15 protein-coding genes are annotated in these 14,538 nt (G+C 62.0%); 7 read left to right on the top strand and 8 right to left on the bottom strand.

Translation table 11 applies throughout. The annotated features are described in order from the left end of the window. Nucleotides 1-20: 20 nt before the first annotated feature. From BLQ09_RS10555 to BLQ09_RS10575, 5 genes are read right to left on the bottom strand one after another with little or no spacing between them, the layout of a single operon-like run. Complete coding sequence (locus BLQ09_RS10555) at nucleotides 21-1,058, bottom strand: AbrB family transcriptional regulator (protein ID WP_027604330.1); 1,038 nt, start codon at nucleotides 1,056-1,058, stop codon at nucleotides 21-23. Continuing rightward, a complete protein-coding gene (locus BLQ09_RS10560) occupies nucleotides 1,051-2,565 on the bottom strand; it encodes a tripartite tricarboxylate transporter permease (protein WP_027604329.1) in 1,515 nt (504 codons plus the stop codon). Before BLQ09_RS10560 ends, BLQ09_RS10555 begins: the two co-directional genes overlap by 8 nt. Nucleotide 2,566: 1 nt before the next feature. Next, nucleotides 2,567-3,025, bottom strand: coding sequence for a tripartite tricarboxylate transporter TctB family protein (locus tag BLQ09_RS10565; RefSeq protein ID WP_027604328.1), 459 nt, complete (start codon nucleotides 3,023-3,025; stop codon nucleotides 2,567-2,569). Between the two features lie 59 nt (nucleotides 3,026-3,084). Next, nucleotides 3,085-4,068 carry a Bug family tripartite tricarboxylate transporter substrate binding protein gene (locus BLQ09_RS10570; protein WP_027604327.1) on the bottom strand — a complete coding sequence of 328 codons (984 nt, stop codon included), beginning with the start codon at nucleotides 4,066-4,068 and terminating at the stop codon, nucleotides 3,085-3,087. Nucleotides 4,069-4,099: 31 nt separating this feature from the next. Further along, the gene (locus tag BLQ09_RS10575; RefSeq protein ID WP_092356569.1) at nucleotides 4,100-5,392 is read right to left on the bottom strand and encodes an OprD family porin; all 1,293 of its coding nucleotides are present in this window, start codon (nucleotides 5,390-5,392) and stop codon (nucleotides 4,100-4,102) included. A 235-nt stretch (nucleotides 5,393-5,627) separates the two neighbouring features. Here BLQ09_RS10575 and BLQ09_RS10580 point away from each other — a divergent pair, with 235 nt between their 5' ends. Together BLQ09_RS10580 and BLQ09_RS10585 are read left to right on the top strand one after the other, a co-directional pair. Continuing rightward, nucleotides 5,628-6,299 carry a response regulator gene (locus BLQ09_RS10580; RefSeq protein WP_065938886.1) on the top strand — a complete coding sequence of 224 codons (672 nt, stop codon included), beginning with the start codon at nucleotides 5,628-5,630 and terminating at the stop codon, nucleotides 6,297-6,299. Then, on the top strand, nucleotides 6,292-7,677 hold the full coding sequence (locus tag BLQ09_RS10585) for a sensor histidine kinase (RefSeq protein WP_027604324.1): 1,386 nt from the start codon (nucleotides 6,292-6,294) through the stop codon (nucleotides 7,675-7,677). The genes BLQ09_RS10580 and BLQ09_RS10585 overlap by 8 nt, the downstream gene beginning before the upstream one ends. Here BLQ09_RS10585 and BLQ09_RS10590 read toward each other — a convergent pair whose 3' ends face one another. Together BLQ09_RS10590 and BLQ09_RS10595 are read right to left on the bottom strand one after the other, a co-directional pair. Then, the gene (locus BLQ09_RS10590; protein WP_027604323.1) at nucleotides 7,678-8,499 is read right to left on the bottom strand and encodes an HDOD domain-containing protein; all 822 of its coding nucleotides are present in this window, start codon (nucleotides 8,497-8,499) and stop codon (nucleotides 7,678-7,680) included. It abuts the gene before it with no gap. Nucleotides 8,500-8,535: 36 nt separating this feature from the next. Further along, nucleotides 8,536-9,477: a CAF17-like 4Fe-4S cluster assembly/insertion protein YgfZ gene (locus BLQ09_RS10595; protein WP_027604322.1), complete on the bottom strand. Its 942-nt coding sequence runs from the start codon at nucleotides 9,475-9,477 to the stop codon at nucleotides 8,536-8,538. A gap of 140 nt (nucleotides 9,478-9,617) precedes the next feature. On the opposite strand from BLQ09_RS10595, the gene BLQ09_RS10600 reads away from it, so the two are divergent. Both BLQ09_RS10600 and BLQ09_RS10605 read left to right on the top strand, forming a co-directional pair. Beyond that, on the top strand, nucleotides 9,618-9,872 hold the full coding sequence (locus BLQ09_RS10600) for an FAD assembly factor SdhE (protein WP_027604321.1): 255 nt from the start codon (nucleotides 9,618-9,620) through the stop codon (nucleotides 9,870-9,872). Further along, nucleotides 9,856-10,302: a protein YgfX gene (locus BLQ09_RS10605; protein ID WP_027604320.1), complete on the top strand. Its 447-nt coding sequence runs from the start codon at nucleotides 9,856-9,858 to the stop codon at nucleotides 10,300-10,302. The genes BLQ09_RS10600 and BLQ09_RS10605 overlap by 17 nt, the downstream gene beginning before the upstream one ends. On the opposite strand, the gene nadB is transcribed toward BLQ09_RS10605, so the two are convergent. Continuing rightward, nucleotides 10,271-11,887: an L-aspartate oxidase gene (nadB, locus tag BLQ09_RS10610; protein ID WP_027604319.1), complete on the bottom strand. Its 1,617-nt coding sequence runs from the start codon at nucleotides 11,885-11,887 to the stop codon at nucleotides 10,271-10,273. The genes BLQ09_RS10605 and nadB overlap by 32 nt on opposite strands. Nucleotides 11,888-12,349: 462 nt before the next feature. Between nadB and rpoE the strand changes: the two genes are divergently transcribed. From rpoE to BLQ09_RS10625, 3 genes are read left to right on the top strand one after another with little or no spacing between them, the layout of a single operon-like run. Then, on the top strand, nucleotides 12,350-12,931 hold the full coding sequence (rpoE, locus tag BLQ09_RS10615; RefSeq protein ID WP_003172477.1) for an RNA polymerase sigma factor RpoE/AlgU: 582 nt from the start codon (nucleotides 12,350-12,352) through the stop codon (nucleotides 12,929-12,931). Between the two features lie 32 nt (nucleotides 12,932-12,963). Then, a complete protein-coding gene (locus tag BLQ09_RS10620) occupies nucleotides 12,964-13,551 on the top strand; it encodes a sigma-E factor negative regulatory protein (protein ID WP_003172479.1) in 588 nt (195 codons plus the stop codon). A 16-nt stretch (nucleotides 13,552-13,567) separates the two neighbouring features. Further along, a complete protein-coding gene (locus tag BLQ09_RS10625; protein ID WP_051429320.1) occupies nucleotides 13,568-14,530 on the top strand; it encodes a MucB/RseB C-terminal domain-containing protein in 963 nt (320 codons plus the stop codon). Nucleotides 14,531-14,538 lie beyond the last annotated feature (8 nt).

The raw sequence follows: 14,538 nt of genomic DNA on the forward strand, positions 1-14,538 counted from the left end.
GTTCAACCTGTGCCGAAGGTTTAGATTTTTTCCGGCTGACGGTTCCAATGCCGAAACAACGGCTCCGCCAGGAACAGCACAAACAACAAGCGCATCACCTGCATCGCCGTCACCAACGGCACCGACAGTTGCAGGGTCTCGGCCGTAAGGCTCATCTCGGCAATCCCGCCGGGCATCATGCCCAGGGTCAGCGAGCGCAGGTCCAGGTGGGTGAGGGCGCTCAAGCCCACCGCCGCCAACGTTGCCAGCGCCATGGTCAAGGCCGTGCCGATCAAGGTGCGGCCCATGAACGATGGTGCTCGACGAAAGAACTGCCGATTGAAGTGGCAGCCCAACCCGCTGCCGATCAACCACTGGCCGATCTGGCTGCCGCCGTCGGGCAGGCCGATATGCAGGTCCCACACCACGCTGGCCGTCGCACTGACCAGCAAGGGGCCGAACAACCACGGGTTAGGCTGGCGCAAGCGCTGCCATCCCCAGGCCACCAGTGCACCGAGTGGAAACAGCAGCGCCAGCCACACCCAACTGACCGGCGCCGGATGAAACTGCGGCGCACCGCCGCCCAACAGATACTTGAAGATCGCCGGCACACACAGCACCACCACCAGCACACGCAGGCTTTGCCCTGCCGCCACACGGCTGAGTACCGCGCCATTGCGCGAGCCGAGGTTGACCATCTCCCCGGAACCGCCCGGCATGCTCGAGAAAAACGCGGTGGCGCGGTCTTCGCCACTGCGGCGCATCAACCACACGCCGACCACGCTCGACAGGCTGGTGACCAACGCACCGAAGAAAATCAGGCCGAAATGGCTCATTACCTGTTCGATTACCACGGGGGTGAAGTGCAGGCCGATGCCGATGCCCACCACCCATTGGCCGCATTTGCGCCCGCCGGGAATCTCCGCCAACTGCCAGGGCGTTAGGCAACGCACGAGGATGATCGCCAGTAAGGAGCCGACCATGTACGGCAAAGGCCAGCCGACCAGGCTGGCCAGGTAACCGCCGGCCAGGCCGACCAGTGGTGTTCCCCACCAATGTTTAAAGGTGACCTCAGACATCGGCCACGGCACGACGCTGCAGGGCACGTTTGCGGTAGATGCGCACCAGCGGGAACGCCAGCATCAACGCGGTCAGTACCCACACCCCGAAGGTGATCGGGCTTGACCAGAGAATCTGCAGGTCACCGTTGGAAATCGACAGCGCGCGGCGCAGGTTCTGCTCCATCAGGCCGCCGAGGATAAAGCCCAGCAGCACCGGCGACAGCGGGAAGTCCAGCTTGCGCAGGATGTAGCCGAAGATGCCGATGCCGACCATCAGGAACAGGTCGAAGGTGGTGGCGTGCACCGCGTACACACCGATCGCGGTGATGATCGCGATCACCGGCACCAGCGCCCAGTTCGGCACGGCGAGGATGCGCGTGAAGATGCGGATCATCGGGATGTTGAGGATCACCAGCATGATGTTGGCGATAAACAACGAGGCGATCAGGCCCCAGACGATGTCCGGTTGCTGTTGGAACAGCAGCGGGCCGGGGGTGATGTTGTACAGCGACAGGGCGCCGATCATCACGGCGGTGGTGCCCGACCCGGGAACGCCGAGGGTCAGCATCGGCACCAAGGCACCGCAGGCGGACGCGCCGATGGCGGTTTCCGGTGCCGCCAGGCCGCGCATGTCGCCCTGGCCGAATTTGCCGCTGGCACCGGCCAGGCGTTTCTCGGTCATGTACGCCACGGCCGAGGCCAGGGTCGCGCCCGCGCCGGGCAGCACGCCCATGATGAAACCGAGCAGGCCGCAACGAATGTTCACCACGAACACCGAACCTGCTTCCTTCAGGTTGAACATCATCCGTCCGGTGGCCTTTACTGCTTCCTGGCCTCGGTGGGTTTTTTCCAGCAGCAACAGGATCTCACTGATGGAGAACAAGCCCAGCACCAACACCACAAACTGGATGCCGTCGGTGAGGTGGATGTTATCGCCGGTAAACCGGTACACGCCGCTGTTGGCATCGATGCCCACTGCCGAGAGGAACAGGCCGATCAGCGCCGCCACGAAGGTTTTCAGCGGTTTGTCACCGGCCATGCCGCCCAGGCAGACAATCGCAAACACCATCAGCACGAAATATTCCGCCGGGCCGAAGGCAATCGCCCATTTGGCCAGCAGCGGCGCGAACAGCACCATGCCGCAGGTGGCGATAAACGCGCCGATGAACGAACTCCACGCGGACAACGACAGCGCCACGCCGGCCAGGCCTTTGCGGGCCATCGGGTAGCCGTCGAGGGTGGTCATCACGGTGGAGGCTTCGCCCGGGATGTTCAGCAGGATCGAGCTGATACGGCCGCCGTATTCGCAGCCCAGGTACACGGCCGCCAGCAGGATCAGCGCCGATTCCGGCGGCAGGCCCAGGGCGAACGCGATGGGGATCAACAGCGCCACGCCGTTGATCGGGCCCAGGCCCGGCAACAGGCCGACCACGGTGCCGATCAGGGTGCCGCACAGGGCGGTCACCAGGTTGTAGGGGGACAGTGCAACGCCGAAGCCCTGGCCCAAATAGCCGAAAGTATCCATATCAGTTCTCCAGAACGTCGAGCAGGCCGAGGGGCAGTGGAACATCCATGGCCTTATCGAACAGCAGATAAAGACCGATGGCCATCAGGCTGACGATCACCACGCTGGGCACCCAGCGCCCGCCATACAGGCGCGCCATGGGGATGCCGATCAGCATGCTGCTGAGGATGAAGCCCAGGGGCTCGAAGGTGCCGGCAAACACGATCAACAGCGCCACGCAGATGCCGATCTTGACCAGGGTCTGGCGGTCCAATGCCGGTTCTTCTTCGGTGTGCTGGGTGGGTTGCGGGCGGAACAGCATGTAGATCAGCGCCAGGCTCATCAGCCCGAGCATCAGCAATGGGTAGGCGCGGGGCCCTACGGGTTCGTAGGAAAACGACGCCTGGTAGGGCCAGGCCATCAGCGCCAGACCGGCGCAGGCCAGCAGCAGCGCGGCGGCGAATATGCGTTGTAAGAGCATGTTGAACTCCTGGGCCATGCCTGGGGTTCGCCAGGCATGGCCGCGCGACAGAGGGGCGATTACTGGATCAGGCCGAACTCTTTGGCCAGCACTTTGTAGTCAGCCACCTGTTTCTTCACGTAGGTGTCCAGCTCCGGGCCGGTCATGGCGAACGGGAACAGCTCGCGCTGGTCACGCAGCTTGGCGAACTCGTCGGAGGCCAGCAGTTTGTCGAAGGCCTCCTTCCACCAGGCGTAGTCGGCATCGCTGACTTTTGGCCCGAGGTAGAAGCCACGCACCACCGGCCAGACGATGTCGTAGCCTTGCTCTTTGGCGGTCGGAATATTCTTCATTTCCGGCTCGTCCAGGCGCTCCTCGGAGAACACCGCCAGCAGGCGCATGTCACCGCTGAGGATGTGCGGCATGGAGTCGGAGATGTCGGTACTGCCGACCTGGATATGTCCGCCGAGCAGGGCGGTGGCGATTTCACCGCCGCCTTCGAGCGCCACGTAGCGCAGCTCGCGCGGGTTGATCCCGGCGGCCTTGGCGATCAGCGCGGTTTGCATCCAGTCCTGGCTGCCGACGGTGCCGCCGGAACCGATCACCACGCTGCCCGGATCTTTCTTCAGGGCTTTAACCAGGTCGTCGAGGGTCTTGTAGGGCGAATCGGCTTTCACCGCGATGGCACCGTAGCTGGTACCCACGGCGGCCAGCCAACGTACGGCGCTCTCATCGAAGCGCCCGAACTTGCCCTGGGCCAGGTTCAGCAGCGAACCGCTGGACCAGGCCACGAGCGTACCGCCGTCCGCAGGACGCTGGGCCACCACGGCGTTGTAGGCCACCGCGCCCACGCCGCCCGGCATGTAGGTCACGCGCATTGGTTTGCTCAGCAGTTTCTCGTTGACCAGCGCGCTTTGCGCCAGTTTGCAGGTCAGGTCAAAACCACCGCCGGGGGAGGCCGGGGCGATGCATTCCGGGCGCTTGGGTTCGTCGGCGGCCAGCAGTTGGCCGGCGAACAGCATGCAGCCGGCGGCGAGGGCCAATTTACGCAATGAAGGGGTCATGGTGATCTCCGTCTTTGTTGTTATGAGTGGCTTACCAGAGCGCAACGCTGTAGCTGACCAGCAGGCGCATTTCATCCGCATCACGGGCTGAATAGTTGGAACGGTAGGTGGCATTGCGCAGGCGCACGGCGACATCCTTGAACGTACCGCTTTGCACCACGTACTTGATCTCGCTGTTGCGTTCCCATTCCTTGCCGGTGTCGCCGTTCCTGAGCTTGATATTGTCACCCGAGAGGTAACGGCTCATGAAACTCAGGCCGGGAATGCCCAGCTTGGCGAAGTCGTAGTCGTAGCGCGCCTGCCAGGAGCGCTCTTCGGCGCCGGCAAAGTCGTTGATCTGCACGAAGTTGACCAGGTACGGGTCGCTGCCATCCACGTACGGAAAGGCACTGTCGCCGGACATATGCTGGTAGCCGGCGCTGAGCTTATGGCCATTGAGGGCATAGCTGAACAGGCCGTTGAGGGAGGTGTTGTCGATCTTGCCGCCACGGGCTGCGCCTGCGTCATCGCTGATCGCCAGGCGCAGGTCGGCGGCGAAGGTGCCGGGGCCCATTGGGCGTGCGGCGACCAGGCCGAGGAAGTGCTGGCGGTACACGTCGTCGAGTTGGGCGAAGTGGTAGCTGCCGGTGATCTTGTCGGCGAACTTGTAGTCGACACCGCCGAAGTTGAAATGCTTGCCGGTGGCACCGCTGAGGAAGCGGCTGTTCTTGTTGTTGAGGGCGATGTCCTCGTAGTTGCTGTCGTCGCGGTCCTTGGCCTTGTCGAGGCGGCCGCCGGTGAAGACCAGGTTCTTGAACTCCTTGGAGGTGACCAGGCCACCGTTGAAGGTCTGCGGCAGGATGCGCCCGTCATTGGGCTTGAGGATCGGCAGTTCAGGCATCAGCGAGCCGATCTTGAGCTCGGTGGCGGAAATCTTCACTTTGCCGGTCAGGCCCAGCTTGGAGTACTCATTGGCGGCGCGGCCATCGTCGTGGGTGGGCAGCAGGCCGGTGCCGGTGCGGTCGGGGCTGGAGTCGAGCTTGACCCCGAGCATGCCCAGCGCATCCACGCCAAAGCCGACGGTGCCGTCGGTGTAGCCCGATTGCAGGTTGAGCATGAAGCCCTGGGCCCACTCGTCGCGCTTGGACTGCTGGGCGCTGGTGCCGTCGCGAAAGTCGCGGTTGAAGTACATGTTGCGGGTTTCCAGGGTCGCGCTGCTGTCTTCGAAGAAGGCAGCCTGGCCAAGCGGCGAAAAGCCGGCAAGGGCAGCGGCACTGGCAAGGGCGGTGTGGGTCAGGCGGGAAATACGAACAGGCGGGCAGGCCTGTGGCTGTGTCGACAGCATCGTGGTGCACTCCGTTATTGTTCTTATTTTGGCGAAAACGCTTCGAGGCGTTTTTCGGGCGCGACCCATCAGGTCGCTCGGCAGGCAGGACCTACCGTGGCTGGATGCTAAAGGGCGAAGCTTTCACTAACCTTTCAGCTGCCTTTCAATGTTTTCAGGCTTCACAGGGCAGTCGGCGCCTGTAAACTGCCCGGCAAAGCGTGGCGCCGACCACGTCCGAATAAGGTGGAAATCCATGCGTGTCCTTCTGGTTGAAGACCATCTGCAACTCGCCGAAAGCGTCGCCCAAGCGCTCAAGAGCACAGGTTTGACCGTTGACGTATTGCATGACGGCGTGGCCGCCGACCTGGCCTTGGGCAGCGAGGATTACGCGGTGGCCATCCTCGATGTGGGCCTGCCGCGCATGGACGGTTTCGAGGTGCTGGCGCGCTTGCGGGCGCGTGGGAAAAACCTGCCGGTGCTGATGTTGACCGCGCGCAGCGATGTGAAGGACCGCGTGCATGGCCTGAACCTGGGCGCCGATGACTACCTGGCCAAACCGTTCGAACTGACCGAGCTGGAAGCCCGGGTCAAGGCGCTGCTGCGCCGCAGCGTATTGGGCGGCGAGCGCCAGCAGGCCTGCGGGGTGCTGGTCTATGACCTCGACACCCGACGTTTCACGGTGGGCGGCGAGTTGATGACGTTGACTTCCCGCGAGCAAGCCGTGCTTGAAGCGCTGATTGCCCGCCCAGGCCGGGTGATGAGCAAGGAGCAACTGGCTTCCCAGGTGTTCGGCCTGGACGAAGAGGCCAGCCCCGACGCCATCGAAATCTACGTGCACCGCCTGCGCAAGAAGCTCGATGGCCAACCCATCGCTATCGTGACGTTCCGCGGTCTCGGCTACCTGCTGGAAGCCCGCGATGCATAAGCCCAGCAGTCTGCGCTGGCGCCTGCTGTGGAACCTGGCGCTGCTGCTGGTGCTGTTGATGCTCGCCAGTGGCATGAGTGCCTACTGGAACGGTCGCGAAGCGGCCGACACCGCCTATGACCGCACGCTGCTGGCCTCGGCGCGTACCATCGCCGCCGGCCTGACCCAGGTGGACGGTACCCTCAGCGCCAACGTGCCCTATGTCGCCCTCGACACCTTTGCCTACGACAGCGCCGGGCGCATCTACTATCAGGTCAATGACATTGATCAGAAGCTGATTTCCGGCTACGAAAACCTCCCCGGCCCGCCCCCCGGCACACCGCGCACCGACGACTACCCGGCGCTGGCGCGCTTCTACAACGCCAAGTACCAGGGCCAGGAAGTGCGGGTGGTCAGCCTGCTGAAGGCGGTCTCCGAACCGAACATGAACGGCATGGCGGAAATCCGCGTGGCCGAAACCGATGAGGCACGGGTGAGCATGGCCCGCAGCCTGATGGCTGACACCTTGCTGCGCCTGGGCATGCTCGCCATTGGCGCCTTGTTGCTGGTGTGGTTTGCCGTCAGCGCCGCCTTGCGCCCGCTGGAGCGCCTGCGCACGGCGGTGGAAGAGCGCCAGCCCGACGACTTGCGGCCGTTGCCGTTGGTGGAGGTTCAGCATGAGTTCGGCCCGCTGGTGCGTTCCCTCAACCACTTCACCGAACGCCTGCGCGGCCAGTTCGAGCGTCAGGCGCAGTTTATTGCCGATGCATCCCATGAACTGCGTACCCCGTTGGCGGCGCTCAAGGCGCGCCTGGAGCTGGGCCTGCGCGCCGAAGATCCCGCAACCTGGCGCAGTACCCTGGAGACCGCCGCCCAAGGCACCGATCGGTTGACCCACCTGGCCAATCAGTTGCTGTCCCTGGCGCGCATCGAAAACGGTGCCCGGGCGATTGCCGAAGGCGGCGCGCAGTTGCTCGACCTCAGCCAATTGGCCCGTGAACTGGGCATGGCCATGGCGCCGTTGGCCCATGCGCGCGGCGTGGCACTGGCGCTGGAGGCGGATGAACCGGTGTGGTTGCGTGGCGAGCCGACGCTGCTCAACGAGCTGTTGAGCAACCTGGTGGACAACGCCCTGGCGCACACGCCACCGGGCGGCAACGTGATCCTGCGGGTCACGGCGCCGGCGGTACTGGAGGTGGAAGATGATGGCCCGGGTATTCCGCAGGATGAGCGCGACCGGGTGTTCGAGCGCTTCTACCGCCGTAGCCAGCAAGGCATGGGCTCAGGCCTGGGGTTGGCGATCGTGGGCGAAATCTGTCGTGCGCATCTGGCCCAGATCAGCCTGCATGACGGCGAGCACGCGGGGTTGAAGGTGCGGGTGAGTTTTATCGCCGGTTGATCAATCGAACATGGCGCGCGCTTCATCCAGCTCTGCGCGCAGTTTTTCGCTGTAGGGATCAACCCGCAGTTTTTTCATCGCAGGCACGCTGGAGACGTCCACCTTGGCCAGGGGGTGATCGGTGCCGTGATGGCAATACAGCATGGCAATCTGCACTACGTCGATGTAGTCGAGGCAGGCTGAGTCCCGCTCCAGGTTCAGGTACTGGCCCGGCAGTTTCGCCAGCATTTCCGGGAAGTCCCAGCCACTCAGCAACTTGTCGCCCAGCACCGGGTGGATGCTGTCGATCACGTGGTTGAGGCTGACCGGATCCGACAGCAGCTCGTAGTGGTCTTCGGCGTAGGTCAGGATCGGCAGCACGCCGATCTGGTGCACCAGGCCGCCCAGCGCTGCCTGGTCCGGCTTGAGCTGGCTGTGGTTGCGGCACAGGGCGTAGCTTACACCTGCCACTTCCAGGCTGCGGCGCCACACATCGCGCATTTTCTGTTCGACCACTTCGGAACGGGCGTGGAAGATCTGTTCCATCACCAGGCCGATGGCCAGGTTGCTGCTGTAGTTGGTGCCCAGCCGGGTGATGGCGGTGTGCAGGTCGGTGACTTCCTGGGTGGCGCGCAACAGCGGGCTGTTGACCACTTTGATCAGGCGCGCCGACAACGCAGTGTCGCGGCCGATCACTTTACTCAAGTGGCTGATGCTGATTTCCGGGTCTTCAGCGGCCTGACGGATGTTCAGGGCCACTTCCGGCAATGTCGGCAGAACCAGGTCATCGTTGTCGATGGCCTTAACCAACGCCTGTTGGACTTTTTCCGCCAGTTTGTTCATTCATGCTCTCTAGGGTGTTGCAGGAAAATACGGCGACTAACGCTGGATCTCACGATCGCGGTCAAGGGTGTAAGGCAGGTCAAGCAGTTGCAAACCGGGGCCTTCCAGTGTGCCTAGGTGCACATCGCCACTATCGGCAGCTTCGGCTTGCAATACCGCCAGAAGTTCAATCACCTGGTCAGCTTTTGCTGCAATCACCACTTCGCCGATCGAGCTGTTGTGGCTGGGGGAAAACAACGGGGTGCCTGGCTCGGGCATTTGCGCCGCGTTCAAGCTCAAGCGGTACAGGCGACGCTTGAGTTTGCCCAGGTACTGCATGCGCGCGACGATTTCCTGGCCGGTGTAGCAGCCTTTCTTGAAGCTGACGCCGCCCACGGCCTGCAGGTTGAGCATCTGCGGGATGAACAGTTCGCGAGTCTGGGGCATGACCTGGCCGATACCGGCGCGGATCTGGCCCAGTAGCCAGTGATTCAAGTCGGTTTGTGTCAACTGTGCGGCCAATTGGCCGCGCACGCCGTCGGCTTGCTCGGCCGGTACCCAGAGTTCGGCGCGGGCGGGGGACACGCGGACGGCGATCAGGTGTTCGGTACGGGCAACGCTGTCCGTTTCGGTGGGCAGCTCAAGGCCAAGGCCGGTCAGCGCCTGATCGCCATCGATCACACCGAAACGCACCCAGGCGGCGCTTTCGTCGGTGAGCTTGGACTTGGAGAACACCGCATATTTCTTCAGGTCCGCCAGTTGCGGTTCGAGCAGTTCGCTGGCCATGGCCAGGAGTACGCCGTCGCCCTGCAACAGGATGCGGAAGCTCGACTGCATGCGGCCTTTTTGCGTGCAGCGCGCACCGAGGCTGGCCTGGGTGTCGCTCAGGTAATTGAGGTTGCAGGTGAGTTGTCCCTGCAGGAACTTGGCAGCGTCGGAGCCGCGGACGGCGAGAACGCCTTCGTGGGACAGGGGGCAGAAGAAAGCAGAGTCAGCCATGGGTCATCGCAGGTCAAAAAGTCATGGGTGCATCATAGAGGGGCGCCCGGCAAATGGATAGTTTCCGTAGGGGGCGACCAAAGCCGACTGTTCCGGTGCCGTCGGGCCTGTATACTTGCACTCTATTTGAGGAGCGCTCCATGGTCGAAGATGTAGAAATCAATCGTCTCTACTGGCACAGCCGTCGTGGCATGCTTGAGCTTGATGTGTTGCTGGTGCCTTTTACCAAAGAGGTGTATGCGACGCTCAATAAGGAAGATCGCGATCTCTACGTCAGGCTGCTGACTTGCGAAGATCAGGACATGTTCGGCTGGTTCATGGAGCGGGCCGAATCCGAAGATCCTGAACTGCAGCGCATGGTCCGGATGATCCTGGATCGTGTCCAGCCCAAGTAATCGTTTTGAATGCCGCTGGCAGGCCTCACGGCTGCTGCTGGCGGCGTATCTCCTTGCCCAGCTGTTCGCGCTGGGTGCGCTGATGGTCCTCGACGCTCCCTTTGCCGTCCTCGGCGTGCTGGCGTGCCTGGCCCAGGCTGCCTGGGTATTGCCGCGTTATGTCCTGCTGACTCACCGTTCGTCGATTCGTGGCCTGCGACGGGATGAAGAGGGCTGGCAATTATTCAGCGGTGAGCGCGGCTGGCATCGCGTGCAGCTGCGCCCCGACAGCCTGGCGTTGCCGCTGATTGTGGTGTTGCGCTATCGCGTACCGGGGGAATGGCGGGTTCGCTCGGTCTGCGTGCCGACGGATTCGCAGGCCGCCGATGTGCACCGGCGCCTGCGGGTTCGCTTGAAGTTCAGCCGCCGTAGGTGGTTGGCACCAGAATAGTGTCGCGGGCCTCGGGCAACATCTGCGGGTAGTCGAGGGTGTAGTGCAGGCCCCGGCTTTCCTTGCGTTCCATGGCCGAACGGATCATCAACTCCGCGACTTGGGCCAGGTTGCGCAGTTCGATCAGGTCACGGCTGACCTTATAGTTGCTGTAGAACTCATCAATCTCATCCAGCAGCAATCGCACCCGGTGCTGTGCCCGTTGCAGGCGCTTGTTGGTGCGCACGATCCCCACGTAATCCCACATGAAGCGCCGCAGCTCGTCCCAGTTGTGGGCGATGATCACGTCTTCGTCCGAGTCGGTAACCTGGCTGGCATCCCAGCGGGGCAGGGCGGCCGGCACCGGGATGCGCGGCAGTTGTTCGAGAATGTCGGCTGCGGCCGAGCGGGCGTAGACGAAGCATTCGAGCAGTGAGTTGCTGGCCATGCGGTTGGCGCCGTGCAGGCCGGTGAAGCTGGTTTCGCCAATCGCGTACAGGCCGGGTACATCGGTACGCCCATGTTGGTCGACCATCACGCCGCCGCAGGTGTAGTGCGCCGCCGGCACCACCGGGATCGGGCCTTTGGTGATGTCGATGTTGAACGCCAGGCAGCGCTCGTAGACGGTCGGGAAGTGGGTCTTGATGAACGCTTCGGGCTTTTGGCTGATGTCCAGGTAGACGCAGTCGATGCCCAGGCGCTTCATTTCATGGTCGATGGCGCGGGCGACAATATCCCGTGGAGCCAGCTCGGCGCGCGGGTCGAAACGCTGCATGAAGCGCTCACCATTGGGCAGCTTGAGGTGTGCACCTTCGCCGCGCAGGGCTTCGGTGATCAGGAAGCTCTTGGCCTGTGGGTGATAAAGGCAGGTGGGGTGGAACTGGTTGAATTCCAGGTTGGCCACCCGGCAGCCCGAGCGCCATGCCATGGCAATGCCGTCGCCGCAGGCGCCGTCGGGGTTGCTGGTATAGAGGTAGACCTTGGCGGCGCCGCCGGAGGCGAGGATGGTGAAGCGCGCACCATAAGTATCCACTTCGCCGCTGGCGCGGTTGAGCACATAGGCGCCGAGGCAGCGTTCGCCCGGCAGGCCCAGGCGCTTTTCGGTGATCAGGTCGACAGCGACGCGTTGTTCCAGCAATTCGATGTTGGGGCGTTGGCGGGCCTGGTCGAGCAAGGTCCTGAAGATCGCGGCACCGGTGGCATCGGCGGCGTGGATGATACGGCGATGGCTGTGGCCGCCTTCGCGGGTCAGATGGAACTCGAAGCCGCCGTCATCGCTGCCTGCGTGTTCATCGCGGGTGAAGGGCACGCCCTGGTCGATCAGCCATTGGATCGCCTCGCGGCTATGCTCGACGGTGAAGCGCACCGCGTCTTCGTTGCACAGGCCACCGCCGGCGTTGAGGGTGTCTTCAACGTGGGATTGCACCGTATCGGTGTCGTCCAGCACCGCGGCGACACCGCCCTGGGCCCAGAATGTCGAACCGTTGGCCAGGTCGCCTTTGCTCAGGACGGCAATGCGCAAGTGGCTGGGAAGGGTAAGTGCAAGGCTCAAGCCGGCCGCGCCGCTACCGATCACCAGGACATCGTGTTGAAACTGTTGGCTCATTTGAAGGATTCCGCAAAAAGCGATCCACAGGGCTGGCGCAAACAGGACGCCTGGATCGGCGAATCAAAGGGTCACACGGGCCACTAGTATATAGAGGGGGGGAGCGGCACAATAGCCGGGCATTCGTGGCAATGTGAGATTACGGTGCACGGCTCGGGTAAAATCGGCAGGTTATTGAGATGGGAACTTTTTGCATAAGCCTCGACTCAATAGCAGGTTGCCCGAAAGCTGGGAAACGTTGAGTTTATTGGCCCGTCGGGAGCATTGGACGCGTCAGAAAACCGACGACAAGATTATTCGCGCAGCCGGCGTTGCCCGCGCTGCGTTTTTCGTGTGTGCCAAATCAGTGCATGCCGGAAACTTGCTTGAAGGGGGAGAACTTTTGCGAAAAGTCCGAGTCTATGTTTGCAAGCCTGATCGTTTAGTTATGCAAGCCTCCTTCAAGTACAACGAGGAGTGTTCATGCTAACCCAGGAAGAGGATCAGCAGCTGGTCGAGCGCGTTCAACGCGGTGACAAGCGAGCATTTGATCTGCTAGTGCTGAAATACCAGCACAAAATTCTCGGGTTGATCGTGCGGTTTGTGCACGACACCCATGAAGCGCAGGACGTTGCACAGGAAGCCTTTATCAAGGCGTACCGTGCACTGGGCAATTTCCGCGGTGATAGTGCGTTTTACACGTGGCTCTACCGCATCGCCATCAACACGGCGAAGAACTATCTGGTGTCTCGCGGACGCCGCCCACCGGATAGTGATGTAAGTTCAGAAGATGCAGAATTTTACGATGGTGATCACGGCCTCAAAGATCTCGAGTCGCCGGAGCGTGCATTGCTGCGCGACGAGATCGAAGGCACCGTTCATCGCACGATTCAGCAACTGCCAGAAGATTTGCGTACGGCGTTAACTTTACGTGAATTCGATGGTCTGAGTTACGAAGACATTGCGAGCGTCATGCAGTGTCCGGTGGGGACTGTAAGGTCACGGATTTTCCGGGCCCGGGAAGCCATCGATAAAGCCTTGCAACCGTTGTTGCAGGAAAACTAAAGACAGCGGCGACAGCCAAGAGAGGAACCGCCATGAGTCGTGATGCCCTGCAGGAATCGCTGTCCGCAGTGATGGATAACGAAGCGGATGAACTGGAACTTCGTCGAGTGCTCAATGCATTTGATGATGCCGAAACCCGTGATACCTGGTCTCGTTACCAAGTCGCTCGGGCGGTGATGCACAAGGATCTTCTAATCCCTCGTCTGGATATTGCTGCGGCCGTTTCTGCCGCGCTGGCTGATGAAGCCGTTCCGGCAAAAGCTGCTCGTGGCCCTTGGCGCAGCCTGGGTCGCCTGGCAGTGGCTGCTTCGGTGACTGTTGCAGTGCTGGCCGGTGTTCGCCTGTACAACCAGGACGAAATCGCCGGTGCCGAACTGGCCCAGCAGACTCAGCAACCGGTCATGGCCGGTCCGCAAGTCAAAGGCCCAGCGGTACTGGCCGGCTACAAGGAAAGCTCCGACACCACCGGCCCTATGGCCAACGGTGTGCTGCAAGGGCAATCCGGCTGGCAGGACCAGCGTCTTCCAGGCTACCTGCGCCAACACGCACAGGAATCCGCCTTGAAAGGCACTGAAAGCGCTCTGCCATACGCTCGCGCTGCAAGCCTGGAAAACCGCTGATCCGTTAAGGAGCCCTATGCGCGCCATACCGCTCCTTACCTTATTGCTCAGTGGTTGGTTTGCACTCCCCGCCCATGCCGACGACGCCCAAGACTGGCTGACTCGACTTGGGCGTGCTGAGCAGCAGCAAAGTTTTCAAGGTACGTTTGTCTACGAACGTAATGGCAGTTTTTCTACCCATGACATCTGGCATCGTGTCCAGAATGGCCAGGTCCGCGAGCGGCTTTTGCAGCTTGATGGTTCTGCCCAGGAAGTCGTTCGCGTAGATGGCCGCACTCAGTGCGTCAGCGGCACTCTTGTCGCCGGCCTTGGCAATTCGCGTGATGCGCCCTCGCGCGCCCTCGATCCGCAAAGACTCAATCAATTCTACGAACTGGCCGTTATCGGCAAATCTCGCGTGGCCGGTCGTAATGCAGTGATTGTGTCGATTACACCCCGTGATCAATACCGCTACGGTTTTGAGCTGCATCTTGATCGTGAAACTGCCTTGCCGCTCAAATCCTTGTTGCTGAATGATCAAGGGCAGTTGCTGGAGCGCTTTCAGTTCACTCGATTGGACACCTCCACCACGCCTAATGATCGCGACTTGCAGCCCAGCGGCGAATGCACCTCCATCGCCGTCGGCGACACCAAGGCAGCGGCCGTAGAGGCCACCGAGGCGTGGCACTTGGAGTGGTTGCCGCCAGGCTTTCAGCTGACCAATAGCAGCGCCCGCAAGGATCCCCATACCAAGGCCACGGTCGACAGCCTGATGTATGAAGATGGACTGGCGCGCTTCTCGGTGTTTCTCGAGCCGATCAGCGATGTGAGCGTGACCGAGACTCGCACCCAATTAGGCCCCACGGTCGCTGTATCTCGTCGCTTGAATACGGTGGATGGCGAAATGATGGTGACTGTGGTCGGCGAAATACCTATTGGCACCGCCGAACGCATCGCACTGTCGGTGCGCGGTGAAAAAAAGGCCACCCCCAAGCCGTGAGTCGTTAA

The organism is Pseudomonas sp. NFACC25, from assembly GCF_900100935.1.
GTDB classification, from domain to species: Bacteria; Pseudomonadota; Gammaproteobacteria; order Pseudomonadales; family Pseudomonadaceae; genus Aquipseudomonas; species Aquipseudomonas marginalis.

Excerpts from the sequence above, each read along its gene's own strand:
- BLQ09_RS10555 (WP_027604330.1), bottom strand. The coding sequence starts at position 1,058 with ATGTCTGAGGTCACCTTTAAACATTGGTGGGGAACACCACTGGTCGGC.
- BLQ09_RS10560 (WP_027604329.1), bottom strand. The coding sequence starts at position 2,565 with ATGGATACTTTCGGCTATTTGGGCCAGGGCTTCGGCGTTGCACTGTCC.
- BLQ09_RS10565 (WP_027604328.1), bottom strand. The coding sequence starts at position 3,025 with ATGCTCTTACAACGCATATTCGCCGCCGCGCTGCTGCTGGCCTGCGCC.
- BLQ09_RS10570 (WP_027604327.1), bottom strand. The coding sequence starts at position 4,068 with ATGACCCCTTCATTGCGTAAATTGGCCCTCGCCGCCGGCTGCATGCTG.
- BLQ09_RS10575 (WP_092356569.1), bottom strand. The coding sequence starts at position 5,392 with ATGCTGTCGACACAGCCACAGGCCTGCCCGCCTGTTCGTATTTCCCGC.
- BLQ09_RS10580 (WP_065938886.1), top strand. The coding sequence starts at position 5,628 with ATGCGTGTCCTTCTGGTTGAAGACCATCTGCAACTCGCCGAAAGCGTC.
- BLQ09_RS10585 (WP_027604324.1), top strand. The coding sequence starts at position 6,292 with ATGCATAAGCCCAGCAGTCTGCGCTGGCGCCTGCTGTGGAACCTGGCG.
- BLQ09_RS10590 (WP_027604323.1), bottom strand. The coding sequence starts at position 8,499 with ATGAACAAACTGGCGGAAAAAGTCCAACAGGCGTTGGTTAAGGCCATC.
- BLQ09_RS10595 (WP_027604322.1), bottom strand. The coding sequence starts at position 9,477 with ATGGCTGACTCTGCTTTCTTCTGCCCCCTGTCCCACGAAGGCGTTCTC.
- BLQ09_RS10600 (WP_027604321.1), top strand. The coding sequence starts at position 9,618 with ATGGTCGAAGATGTAGAAATCAATCGTCTCTACTGGCACAGCCGTCGT.
- nadB (WP_027604319.1), bottom strand. The coding sequence starts at position 11,887 with ATGAGCCAACAGTTTCAACACGATGTCCTGGTGATCGGTAGCGGCGCG.
- rpoE (WP_003172477.1), top strand. The coding sequence starts at position 12,350 with ATGCTAACCCAGGAAGAGGATCAGCAGCTGGTCGAGCGCGTTCAACGC.
- BLQ09_RS10620 (WP_003172479.1), top strand. The coding sequence starts at position 12,964 with ATGAGTCGTGATGCCCTGCAGGAATCGCTGTCCGCAGTGATGGATAAC.
- BLQ09_RS10625 (WP_051429320.1), top strand. The coding sequence starts at position 13,568 with ATGCGCGCCATACCGCTCCTTACCTTATTGCTCAGTGGTTGGTTTGCA.